12 protein-coding genes are annotated in these 11,478 nt (G+C 56.7%); 2 read left to right on the forward strand and 10 right to left on the reverse strand.

Annotated features, from left to right (window positions below; genetic code table 11):
- Window positions 1–15: 15 nt before the first annotated feature.
- The 9 genes from pabC to yceD form a co-directional block, all read right to left on the reverse strand.
- A complete protein-coding gene (gene pabC / locus NV64_RS10005) occupies window positions 16–810 on the reverse strand; it encodes an aminodeoxychorismate lyase (RefSeq protein ID WP_056236588.1) in 795 nt (264 codons plus the stop codon).
- A gap of 147 nt (window positions 811–957) precedes the next feature.
- On the reverse strand, window positions 958–2,199 hold the full coding sequence (gene fabF, locus NV64_RS10010) for a beta-ketoacyl-ACP synthase II (RefSeq protein WP_101505843.1): 1,242 nt from the start codon (window positions 2,197–2,199) through the stop codon (window positions 958–960).
- A gap of 88 nt (window positions 2,200–2,287) precedes the next feature.
- Window positions 2,288–2,524: an acyl carrier protein gene (gene acpP / locus NV64_RS10015; RefSeq protein WP_004157115.1), complete on the reverse strand. Its 237-nt coding sequence runs from the start codon at window positions 2,522–2,524 to the stop codon at window positions 2,288–2,290.
- A 154-nt stretch (window positions 2,525–2,678) separates the two neighbouring features.
- On the reverse strand, window positions 2,679–3,413 hold the full coding sequence (fabG, locus tag NV64_RS10020) for a 3-oxoacyl-ACP reductase FabG (RefSeq protein WP_056236592.1): 735 nt from the start codon (window positions 3,411–3,413) through the stop codon (window positions 2,679–2,681).
- Between the two features lie 12 nt (window positions 3,414–3,425).
- On the reverse strand, window positions 3,426–4,355 hold the full coding sequence (fabD, locus tag NV64_RS10025; protein ID WP_056236594.1) for an ACP S-malonyltransferase: 930 nt from the start codon (window positions 4,353–4,355) through the stop codon (window positions 3,426–3,428).
- Between the two features lie 16 nt (window positions 4,356–4,371).
- Window positions 4,372–5,325 carry a beta-ketoacyl-ACP synthase III gene (locus tag NV64_RS10030; RefSeq protein ID WP_056236595.1) on the reverse strand — a complete coding sequence of 318 codons (954 nt, stop codon included), beginning with the start codon at window positions 5,323–5,325 and terminating at the stop codon, window positions 4,372–4,374.
- 6 nt (window positions 5,326–5,331) lie between these two features.
- Window positions 5,332–6,366 (reverse strand): phosphate acyltransferase PlsX, encoded by a 1,035-nt coding sequence (gene plsX / locus NV64_RS10035; RefSeq protein WP_072166369.1) that lies wholly within the window; start codon window positions 6,364–6,366, stop codon window positions 5,332–5,334.
- A 26-nt stretch (window positions 6,367–6,392) separates the two neighbouring features.
- Window positions 6,393–6,563, reverse strand: coding sequence for a 50S ribosomal protein L32 (gene rpmF, locus NV64_RS10040; protein WP_017348070.1), 171 nt, complete (start codon window positions 6,561–6,563; stop codon window positions 6,393–6,395).
- 14 nt (window positions 6,564–6,577) lie between these two features.
- Window positions 6,578–7,099 (reverse strand): 23S rRNA accumulation protein YceD, encoded by a 522-nt coding sequence (gene yceD, locus NV64_RS10045; protein ID WP_101505844.1) that lies wholly within the window; start codon window positions 7,097–7,099, stop codon window positions 6,578–6,580.
- Between the two features lie 142 nt (window positions 7,100–7,241).
- Between yceD and NV64_RS10050 the strand changes: the two genes are divergently transcribed.
- Window positions 7,242–7,823, forward strand: a complete 582-nt coding sequence (locus tag NV64_RS10050) for a nucleoside triphosphate pyrophosphatase (RefSeq protein ID WP_101505845.1) — start codon at window positions 7,242–7,244, stop codon at window positions 7,821–7,823.
- Between the two features lie 332 nt (window positions 7,824–8,155).
- Here NV64_RS10050 and rluC read toward each other — a convergent pair whose 3' ends face one another.
- A complete protein-coding gene (rluC, locus tag NV64_RS10055; protein WP_101505846.1) occupies window positions 8,156–9,115 on the reverse strand; it encodes a 23S rRNA pseudouridine(955/2504/2580) synthase RluC in 960 nt (319 codons plus the stop codon).
- A gap of 547 nt (window positions 9,116–9,662) precedes the next feature.
- On the opposite strand from rluC, the gene rne reads away from it, so the two are divergent.
- The coding region (gene rne, locus NV64_RS10060) for a ribonuclease E (protein ID WP_101505849.1) at window positions 9,663–11,478 on the forward strand (1,816 nt) is incomplete at its 3' end.

Below are 11,478 nucleotides of genomic sequence, written 5' to 3' on the forward strand. Positions count from 1 at the left end.
AAAATTCCACGTTATCTAATGGGGGCAAAGCAGAGAAAACAGCTGGCGCGAAGGATAGTGCCATGACTCGACCTGACGCACAGGCAGCACCGGCATCAGCGCATTGGTGATGAAAACCTCATCGGCAGCGGCCAGCGCATCAATTCCCACGCGCACCTCACTGAGTGACAGGCCATGGGCGACAATCTGCTGCATCACCCGCTGTCGCTGGATGCCGTTGACCCCTGATTCGCTTAAGTCCGGGGTAAAGACCCGATCCCCGGTGCGCCAGAATAAATTCGCCGCACAGCATTCCACCAGCATAGCATCAGTGTCAAGCACCAGTGCCTCGTCGGCCCCCGTCTGTTCAAGCCGTGTGCGGATCAGCACCTGCTCAAGCCGGTTGAGGTGTTTAATACCGGCCAGCAGCGGGTTTTGCGCCAGCCGCACCGGGCTGAGCGCCAGCCGGGCACCGCTGTGGCGTAAAGCGTCGTAGTGCGCCGGGTAGGCGGCCAGCGAAATAATTCGCGTCGGGCTGCCGCAGCCGCTGGCGCTGTAGCCGCGGCCACCGCTTCCGCGGGTGACGATTGCCTTTAGCACGCCGTCTGCCAGCGTGGCGCTGGCGGCGATCATTTCAGACCGCAGCGCCGCCCAGTCGACATCGGCGATCAGCAGCCGTTCACAGCCCTGCTGCAGCCGCTGCAGATGCGCCTCCAGCCACTCTACCTGCCCCTGCCTGACGCGCGCGGTGGTGAAACAGCCGTCGCCAAACTGTACCGCCCGATCGCTGGCCTCGATCGTCTGCTGCCGTATACCGTTAATCCACATTATGCCTGCTTCCCGCTATCCGAATGTCAGCCAGATTACCTGCCAATGCCGACAGAATCATCTGAAACTGCCTGAGGGGGCGGCCGGTGCGCCTGCGCTAAAAAAAAGGCCCGCTAGAAAGCGGGCCTCACTGTTGTTACTGCTTCAGCATCAAATCTTACGGAAAATCAGCGAGCCGTTAGTGCCGCCGAAACCAAAGGAGTTGCACAGGGCATATTCCATGTTTTCAACTTTACGCGCGGTGTGCGGCACAAAGTCGAGGTCACAGCCTTCGTCCGGATTGTCCAGATTGATGGTCGGCGGAACGATCTGGTCGCGCAGGGCCAGAATGGTAAAAATCGACTCTACCGCGCCCGCCGCCCCTAACAGGTGGCCGGTCATCGACTTGGTTGAGCTGACCAGCACCGTGCTGGCTGACTCACCAAACACCGACTTAACCGCCTGCGTTTCCGCTTTATCACCGGCCGGGGTTGAGGTACCGTGCGCGTTGATATAACCGATCTGTTCAGGTTTCAGCTGCGCATCTTTCAGCGCGTTGACCATCGCCAGTGCCGCACCGGCGCCATTTTCAGGCGGTGAGGTCATATGGTAGGAATCGCTGCTCATACCAAAGCCGACGATTTCGGCATAGATTTTCGCGCCGCGCTGTTTGGCGTGCTCGTACTCTTCCAGTACCAGCAGACCCGCTCCGTCACCCAGCACGAAGCCGTCACGATCTTTGTCCCACGGGCGGCTGGCCGCCTGCGGATTATCGTTATTGGTCGACAGTGCGCGCGCCGCGCCAAAGCCACCCACGCCAAGCGGCGTACTGGCTTTTTCCGCTCCGCCGGCCAGCATCACATCGGCATCGTTGTAGGCGATAATACGCGCAGCGTGGCCGATGTTATGCACGCCAGACGTACAGGCGGTAGCGATAGAAATACTGGGACCTTTCATGCCAAACATGATGGTCAGGTGTCCGGCAACCATATTAACGATGGTTGAGGGAACAAAGAACGGGCTGATTTTACGCGGGCCACCGTTAACCAGTGACGCGTGATTCTCTTCAATCAGACCCAGGCCGCCAATTCCGGAGCCAATAGCAGCACCCACACGTTCGGCGTTCTCGTCAGTAATGACCAGGCCGGAATCCTGCATGGCCTGAATGCCTGCAACGACGCCATATTGAATAAAGGCGTCCATCTTGCGCTGATCTTTACGCGAGATGAAATCGTCACAGTTAAAATCCTTTACCAGACCGGCAAAACGGGTTGCATAGGCACTGGTATCAAAATGGTCGATCGGGCTGATGCCACTCTGACCGGCAACAAGAGCATTCCAGGTGGACTCTACGGTATTGCCGACAGGAGACAACATGCCAAGACCGGTCACAACTACACGACGCTTAGACACGTTCGTCCTCCAGGGAGGGAAAAAAGGACAGGATGTGGGATGTTCAGATAAAACTCAGGCGGTCGAATGACCGCCTGGAGATGTTCACTTATGCCTGGTGACCATTGATGTAATCAATAGCAGCCTGAACAGTAGTGATTTTCTCAGCTTCTTCGTCCGGAATCTCGGTATCGAACTCTTCTTCCAGAGCCATTACCAGCTCAACGGTATCAAGAGAATCAGCGCCCAGATCTTCAACAAAAGAGGCAGTGTTCACAACTTCTTCCTGCTTAACGCCCAGCTGCTCGCCAATGATTTTCTTAACGCGTTCTTCGATAGTGCTCATACTATTAAATTTCCTATCAAAACTCGCTTTCGCGATGGTTTTCGTAGTGTATAAAATGTTGAAAAAGATGCAACTAAATCCCGGCTGTTCCAACCACGATTTTACGCTATTTTGCGGCCATTGCCGCAAATAACGCAAATGATTTTCGTGATTATTAAACCATGTACATTCCGCCATTGACGTGCAGCGTCTCACCTGTGATGTACGCCGCCTCGTCAGAGGCTAAAAATGCTACAGCATTGGCGATTTCCTGCGCATCGCCAAGGCGACCCGCAGGCACTTCCGCCAGAATGCCCGCACGCTGATCTTCGCTCAACGCACGCGTCATGTCGGTTTCAATGAAACCAGGTGCCACAACGTTAACGGTAATGCCACGTGACGCGATTTCACGCGCCAGTGACTTGCTAAAGCCAATCAAACCCGCTTTTGCTGCCGCGTAGTTTGCCTGGCCCGCATTACCCATTGTTCCAACGACGGAGCCAATGGTAATAATCCGGCCCGCGCGTTTCTTCATCATCGCACGCATTACCGCTTTTGACAGACGGAATACGGAAGTCAGATTGGTGTCCAGGATATCCTGCCACTCATCATCTTTCATGCGCATCAGAAGATTGTCACGCGTGATGCCTGCATTATTGACTAAAATATCCACTTCGCCAAATGTGCTGCGAATATTTTCTAAGACGCTGTCAATCGAAGCCGCGTCAGTGACGTTGAGCAACAGCCCTTTGCCGTTGTCACCCAGATACTCGCTGATGGCATCAGCGCCGCTCTGGCTGGTGGCGGTGCCGACAACTTTGGCACCTTTAGCGACCAGCGTTTCCGCGATAGCACGGCCAATGCCGCGACTTGCGCCGGTTACCAGCGCAATTTTACCTTCGAAATTCATGTTATTCCTCGTTTATTGCTCAAGCGCTGCAGACAGGCTGGCCGGATCGTTTACCGCCGCCGCCGTCAGTGTGTCAACAATACGTTTTGTCAGACCGGTCAACACCTTGCCCGGACCCGCTTCCAGCAGCGATGTCACGCCCTGCCGGGCCATAAATTCTACGCACTCCGTCCAGCGCACCGGGCTGTACAGCTGACGCACCAGCGCGCTGCGAATCGCCTCGCCAGAGGTTTCGCACTGTACGTCAACGTTGTTGACGACCGGGAACTGCGGCGCGTTAAAGGTCAGCTGCAGCAGCGCCTCCGCCAGTTTGTCGGCGGCGGGTTTCATCAGCGCACAGTGTGACGGCACGCTAACCGGCAGCGGCAGTGCACGTTTGGCGCCGGCAGCCTTACAGGCGGCACCGGCACGCTCAACGGCTTCTTTATTGCCGGCAATCACCACCTGACCCGGTGAGTTAAAGTTCACCGGTGACACCACCTGCCCCTGTGCAGACTCTTCGCAGGCTTTGACGATCGACGCGTTATCGAGGCCAATAATCGCCTGCATGGCACCCGTTCCTTCCGGAACGGCTTCCTGCATCAGTTTACCGCGCAGTTCTACCAGCTTAATCGCATCAGCAAACGCGATCACCCCGGCACAAACCAGCGCACTGTACTCACCCAGGCTGTGGCCTGCAAGCATTGACGGCGCTTTTCCGCCTTTTTCCTGCCAAACGCGGAAAATGGCAACAGATGCAGCCAGTAAAGCCGGCTGCGTTTGCCAGGTTTTGTTCAGTTCTTCAGCAGGACCCTGCTGCACCAGCTGCCACAGATCGTAGCCCAGCGCGTCAGAAGCTTCGGCGAAAGTCTGTTCCACCAGCGGATGTTCAGCGGCCAGTTCGGCCAGCATGCCGACCGACTGCGATCCCTGTCCCGGGAAGACCATTGCAAATTGCGTCATCATCATTTCCTGTTAATCAGAAGCGAACCAGCGCGGAACCCCAGGTGAACCCGCCACCAAAGGCTTCCAGCAGAATCAGCTGACCGCGCTGAATACGGCCATCGCGTACCGCTTCATCCAGCGCCGTTGGCACGGAAGCGGCAGAGGTATTGCCGTGGCGATCGAGGGTCACCACTACTTTATCCATGTCCATACCCAGCTTGCGGGCGGTGGCGCTGATAATGCGCAGGTTAGCCTGGTGCGGCACCAGCCAGTCGACGGCAGAACGGTCAAGGTTATTTGCCGTCAGCGTCTCATCGACGATGTGCGCCAGTTCGGTTACGGCAACCTTGAACACTTCATTACCGGCCATGGTGACATAGGATGGCGTATCCTGATGTTCACGATCCTGATTCGGCAGGGTCAGCAGCTGACCATAGCGGCCGTCAGCGTGCAGGTGCGTGGAGATAATGCCCTGCTCTTCGCTGGCACCCAGTACCACCGCTCCCGCGCCATCGCCAAACAGAATGATCGTGCCGCGATCGTTCGGATCGAGCATGCGTGCCAGCACGTCGGCACCGATCACCAGCGCATTTTTCACCGCGCCGTTTTTAATGTACTGATCGGCCACGCTCAGCGCGTAGGTAAAGCCCGCGCAGGCCGCTGCCAGGTCAAAAGAGGCGGCATCATCAATTCCCAGCATCTGCTGGATCATGCAGGCTGAACTCGGAAACGCATGGCTGGATGAGGTGGTGGCCACCACGATCAGGCCAACGTCATTTTTATCCACACCGGCCATTTCCAGCGCGCGCTCGGCGGCGTGGAAGCCCATGGTGGCGACGGTTTCATCCGGGCCGGCAATACGACGCTCACGGATCCCGGTACGGGTGACAATCCACTCGTCCGTTGTTTCCACCATTTTTTCCAGATCGGCGTTAGTCCGCACCTGCTCGGGCAGATAGCTGCCCGTACCGATAATCTTCGTATACATGTACGCTCAGTCACTCTTAGGTAATACAGCCTGAAGGCGGGCGGCAATCCGCTCGGGAACTTGCCGCCGCACCGCCTGCACTGCCTGTTCTATCGCCACGGTAAACGCGCGTTGATTGGCAGCACCGTGACTCTTAATCACCGTGCCGCGTAATCCTAACAGACAGGCGCCATTGTACTGGTCGGGGTTGAGGTGGCCGAATTTCTTCGCCAGACGTTTCTGTAGCCAGCGTCCAATAATTCTCAACCACCACGCCTTTTTTTTACCTTCGCCCTGTGATTTCAACAGCGAAAGGAACATTCTTACCACGCCTTCCATTGTTTTCAACGTGACGTTGCCCACAAAGCCATCGCAGACCAGCACGTCGGTCTTTCCGGTAAGAAGATCGTTGCCTTCGAGGTATCCAATATAGTTAATCGTCGGCGACTGCCGCAGTATAGCCGCCGCGCCGCGAATCGAATCTAACCCTTTAGTCTCTTCCTGGCCAATATTGAGCAGGGCCACTCTGGGATTGGTGATTGACAGGACTTCTTCAGCCATCACCGCCCCCATAACGGCAAACTGCACCAGCATGGCACTGTCGGATTCCACGTTGGCCCCTAAATCGAGTACCACCGTGCGGCCCTGCTGCTGATGCGGCAACACCGTCATCAACGCCGGACGTTCAATGCCGTCTAACGGCCTGAGCAACAGTTTCGCCAGCCCCATCAGCGCGCCGGTGTTGCCTGCGCTGATGCAGGCCGCGGCGTGCCCCTCTTTTACCTGCTCCAGCGCGATGCGCATCGACGAACCGCGACTGGCGCGGATCGCCTGAGCCGGTCTGGCATCACTGGCAATAACCGACTCGGCAGCAATAATTTGCAGACGTGCCCGCAGGGCAGAATCAGTTTTTGCAAGGGATGACGAGATGACGTCGGGGTCGCCGACCAGAAGGAGGTGCAGATGCGGATTAGACGCCAGTGCCTGCATTGCCGCAGGCACTGTCACGCAGGGACCGAAATCCCCGCCCATGGCATCTATCGCCAGGGTCAATCGTGTCAAAGTAGTACCGCGTTAAATCCGCGGAATTACTTAGTGATGACCTTGCGACCGCGGTAGTAACCATCCGCAGTGATGTGGTGACGCAGATGAGTTTCGCCTGAAACTTTGTCTACGGAAAGAGTTGCAGTGGTCAGAGCATCGTGCGAACGACGCATGCCACGCTTGGAACGGGTTGGTTTATTCTGTTGTACGGCCATGGACCTTACTCCTATTACTTATGCTTTAAACTGGCTAATACGGCAAATGGATTCGGTTTTTCCGCCTCTGCAGGCAGTTGACCAAACACCATGTCCGCCTCGGACACTTCACAGTGTTCAGAATCATGCACCGGAACGACAGGCAGGGCGAGGATGATTTCATCTTCAACCATTGCCAGCAGATCGGTTTCGCCAAACTCGTTGACGTCGATCGGCTCGTACGCTTCCGGTAGAGCTTCTGCCTGCTCGTCGGTGACGACCGGGCTGAAACAGTACGATACGTGGACCTCGTGAGCAAACGTCTTGTTGCAGCGTTGGCAACACAGCGTAACGGAAACTTCAGCGGTACCTTCCAGTACTGCCAGACGCTGTGGGTCAATCGCGAACGACATCGCGCATACTACATCGCTGTCCACACTGACTACTGACTCGGCAATACGCTCAACCTGAGCAGGGGTGTAAACACCCTGGTAGTCCAGGCGTTTTTGAGCAGTACGTACTAAGTCGAGAGACAGGGGTAATTTTACCTTTTGCATAGGGCGCGCATATTAACTTTGTAACGACATAGAGTCAAAGAAAAAGGCCGTAAAACGACATCTTTCACCCATGATTCGCATCCAGTGCGGCGCATAGTTTAAAATGCCTGCCACTGTTACGCTATAGATTCTGGAAAAAATTATGCGACAACTGGTGTTAGCGTCCACTTCACCCTATCGTCAGGCCCTGCTGGCAAAGCTTCAGCTGCCGTTTACCACCGCCGCCCCGTCAACTGACGAAACGCCTCATCCCAGTGAGTCTGCTGAGGATTTGGTGCTCCGGCTGGCGATCGCTAAAGCCCGTGCGCTGAAGGAAGCTTTCCCCGATAGCCTGATTGTGGGTTCAGACCAGGTTTGCGTGCTTAACGGCGCGATCTGCGGCAAGCCCCACACCGAGGAGAATGCCCGCGCACAACTGCGCGCCGCCAGCGGCAACAGCGTGGTGTTTTATACCGGACTGGCGCTGTTCGACAGCCGCGACGGCAGCGTGCAGAGCCGGGTTGAGCCATTCAGCGTCGATTTCCGCCCGCTGAGCGACGCGGAAATAGCCCGCTACGTTGCGCTGGAGCAGCCGCTCAACTGCGCGGGCAGCTTTAAGAGTGAAGGGTTGGGGATTACGCTGTTTGAGCGCTTATCCGGCCGCGATCCGAACACGCTGGTCGGCCTGCCGCTGATCGCACTGGCGGAAATGCTACGTAATGCCGGAGTAGATCCGCTGGCGTGAGCTGAACGCCCTGCGCCCTGAAACCGCAGGCTCAGGCACCGGGGTCAGGAACGGTTCAGCCACGCAGACCCGACGAGCGTCTACGGCTGATGCGGTGAGAGCCTGCTCAGGAGGGAATGACGATCCAGCCAGGGCAGCGGCAACGAGGAAACCAGCCTGCCATTACGGCAGGCCAGAGTCAGTGTAAAATATTGCGCTTATTGCGCAGTGCGGCGAGTCAGCATTACGCGGTGCTCTTATTGCGCGAGGCAGCATTACGTCTTGCTCTTATTGCGCAGCACCGCGAGGCAGCGTTACGCCTTGCTCCCGTTGCGCAGCACGGCTAGGCAGCGTTACGCCTTGCTCCTGTTGCGCAGCACCGCGAGGCAGCGTTTCAGCTCATCATCCAGCGGTGCTTCGACCCGCATCTCTTCGCCGCTGCCCGGATGCGTGAATTTCAGCGCTGCCGCGTGCAGGAACAGACGCTTGAGGCCGGTGCCGCCCAGTTGCTGATCGAAGCCGGCTTCACCGTAGCGATCGTCAAACGCGATCGGATGGCCGGCGTGCAGGGTGTGGACGCGGATCTGATGGGTGCGCCCGGTCACCGGGCTGGCCTTAACCAGCGTTGCCACTTCGTAGCGCTCTTCCACTTTAAACAGGGTTTCCGAGGGTTTCCCTTCGGCGCTGACCTTCACTATCCGCTCGCCGCTTTGCAGAATATTTTTCAACAGCGGCGCGCGCACCGATTTGACGTGCGACGGCCACTGTCCGCTGACCAGCGCCAGGTAGTCTTTCTGCATGCCCTTTTCCCGCAGCTGTTCGTGCAGCGAACGCAGTGCGGAACGTTTTTTCGCCACCAGCAGAATGCCGGAGGTATCACGATCCAGACGATGCACCAGTTCAAGGAAGCGCGCCTCCGGCCGCAGCGCCCGCAGGCCCTCAATCACGCCAAAGCTGAGCCCGCTGCCGCCATGTACCGCGGTGCCTGACGGCTTATTCAGCACCAGAATGTGGTCATCTTCATAGAGGATGGCTGCGGTCAGCGCCGCGACCTTGGCCAGCTTAGGCGAGACCGCCTCCTCTTCACGTTCTGCCACCCGAACCGGCGGAATGCGCACCTCGTCGCCGGCCTCCAGCTTATATTCCGGTTTAATGCGTTTTTTGTTCACCCGCACCTCGCCTTTGCGCAGGATGCGGTAAATCATGCTTTTCGGCACACCTTTTAACTGGGTGCGTAAAAAGTTATCGATGCGCTGCCCCGCTTCATCAGCGGAAATGGCAACATACTGTACGGCTGGAGTATTGGTTTTCATGGTTGGCGATTCTAAATAGCCAGCAGTGATAGCGCCACATCTTTTTCTGTGCTTAACTGGCAGTGACGGTCGCCGCAGGAAGTTGTGACCGGTTTTTAGGCAATCTGCTGAAAAGCACTGCAGTTCGCTCTAAAAGCTGAGAGAAACTTCTCATCGCGGAGAAAGTCACCTTGCGATCACAAGTGTAGCAATGGAATAATGATTCCGTTTTTTATGCGAAAGCTTGTGAACAAAATTTTGCCGGATAGTTCATATCACGCAGCAATGGCGTAAGACGTAGTGAACCATCAGGCATTTAGCGGGCTGCGGGTTGCAGCCTGGACACACAACGGGATTGGTTCACCTGGTATTCTACTGGCGGTTCCCCCCCTTGAATGCGCTGTTTTTCCATATGAAAAACAGGCAACCGAGATTTTGCGCCCCTTGAGCAGCCGACATCCGGGAGGTTGACGGCTTTGCGATAAGACACGGGGCCATCGGTTTATAGCGTCCAGCGTTACTTTGCCCGCAGCTTTGTCCCTAATGTAAGAATAATGAGTAAGTTACGATGAAAAGAATGTTGATAAACGCATCTCAGCAGGAAGAGTTGCGTGTTGCCCTGGTGGATGGACAACGTCTGTACGATCTGGATATCGAAAGCCCTGGACACGAACAGAAGAAAGCCAATATTTATAAAGGCAAGATCACCCGCATTGAACCCAGCCTTGAAGCCGCTTTTGTAGACTACGGCGCTGACCGGCACGGTTTCCTACCTCTGAAAGAAATTTCCCGCGAATACTTCCCTGCTAATTACTCCGCACACGGCCGCCCGAATATTAAGGATGTGCTGCGTGAAGGTCAGGAAGTGATCGTTCAGATTGATAAAGAAGAACGTGGCAACAAAGGCGCTGCGCTGACCACCTTTATCAGTCTCGCCGGCAGCTATCTGGTGCTGATGCCCAACAACCCGCGTGCTGGCGGTATCTCACGCCGTATCGAAGGTGACGACCGCACCGATCTGAAAGAAGCCCTGTCCGACCTGCAGCTGCCGGATGGCATGGGCCTGATCGTGCGCACCGCAGGCGTCGGTAAATCTGCCGAAGCGCTGCAGTGGGACTTAAGCTTCCGCCTGAAGCACTGGGACGCGATTAAGAAAGCCGCCGACAGCCGCCCTGCTCCTTTCCTGATCCATCAGGAGAGCAACGTGATTGTTCGCGCCTTCCGCGACTATCTGCGTCAGGACATCGGTGAGATCCTGATCGATAACCCGAAGGTACTGGAGCTGGCGCGTCAGCATATCGCCGCGCTGGGCCGCCCGGACTTCAGCAGCAAAATCAAACTGTACACCGGTGAAATCCCGCTGTTCAGCCACTATCAGATCGAATCGCAGATCGAGTCGGCATTCCAGCGTGAAGTTCGCCTGCCATCCGGCGGTTCTATCGTGATCGACAGCACCGAAGCGCTGACCGCCATCGACATCAACTCCGCCCGCGCAACCCGCGGTGGCGATATCGAAGAGACGGCGTACAACACCAACCTGGAAGCCGCCGACGAGATCGCACGTCAGCTGCGTCTGCGTGACCTTGGTGGCCTGATCGTTATCGACTTTATCGATATGACCCCGGTGCGCCACCAGCGTGCGGTGGAAAACCGTCTGCGTGAGGCCGTGCGTCAGGACCGTGCCCGCATCCAGATCAGCCACATTTCCCGCTTTGGCCTGCTGGAGATGTCACGCCAGCGCCTCAGCCCGTCACTGGGTGAGTCCAGCCATCACGTCTGCCCACGCTGCAGCGGTACCGGCACCATTCGTGATAACGAGTCGCTGTCACTCTCTATTCTGCGTCTGATTGAAGAAGAAGCGCTGAAAGAGAACACCAAAGAAGTCCACGCGATTGTGCCGGTGCAGATTGCATCGTACCTGCTGAACGAAAAACGTGAAGCGGTCAGTGCAATTGAGAAACGCCAGGGCGGCGTGCGCGCGATCATCGTACCAAACGATCAGATGCAGACCCCGCACTTCTCCGTACTGCGCGTGCGCAACGGTGAAGAGACGCAGACGCTGAGCTATCATCTGCCAAAACTGCATGAAGCAGAAATGGCGCTGCCGTCTGAAGAAGAGCACGCCGAACGTAAACGCCCTGAGCAGCCTGCACTGGCCGCCTTCGTGATGCCGGATGCCCCACCGCTGCCACAGGAAGTACCGGCAGAAGAAGCGCTGAGCACTAAAGCAGAGGTTGCCACTGCTGCAACGGCTCCGGCCGCTGCTGCGCAGCCTGGCCTGTTTAGCCGCTTCGTTAACGGCCTGAAAAAGCTGTTTGCCGCTGAGGAAAAACCGGCTGTCGTTGAAGAAGTTGCGGCTGAACAGAAACCTGCAGAGCCGCAGG

Source organism: Erwinia sp. B116 (assembly GCF_002865965.1).
In the GTDB taxonomy this organism is placed as follows: Bacteria; Pseudomonadota; Gammaproteobacteria; order Enterobacterales; family Enterobacteriaceae; genus Erwinia.

Coding starts and splice junctions, on each gene's coding strand:
- fabG (WP_056236592.1), bottom strand. CDS start 3,413: ATGAATTTCGAAGGTAAAATTGCGCTGGTAACCGGCGCAAGTCGCGGC.
- rluC (WP_101505846.1), bottom strand. CDS start 9,115: ATGAAAACCAATACTCCAGCCGTACAGTATGTTGCCATTTCCGCTGAT.
- NV64_RS10030 (WP_056236595.1), bottom strand. CDS start 5,325: ATGTATACGAAGATTATCGGTACGGGCAGCTATCTGCCCGAGCAGGTG.
- rpmF (WP_017348070.1), bottom strand. CDS start 6,563: ATGGCCGTACAACAGAATAAACCAACCCGTTCCAAGCGTGGCATGCGT.
- NV64_RS10050 (WP_101505845.1), top strand. CDS start 7,242: ATGCGACAACTGGTGTTAGCGTCCACTTCACCCTATCGTCAGGCCCTG.
- yceD (WP_101505844.1), bottom strand. CDS start 7,099: ATGCAAAAGGTAAAATTACCCCTGTCTCTCGACTTAGTACGTACTGCT.
- fabD (WP_056236594.1), bottom strand. CDS start 4,355: ATGACGCAATTTGCAATGGTCTTCCCGGGACAGGGATCGCAGTCGGTC.
- acpP (WP_004157115.1), bottom strand. CDS start 2,524: ATGAGCACTATCGAAGAACGCGTTAAGAAAATCATTGGCGAGCAGCTG.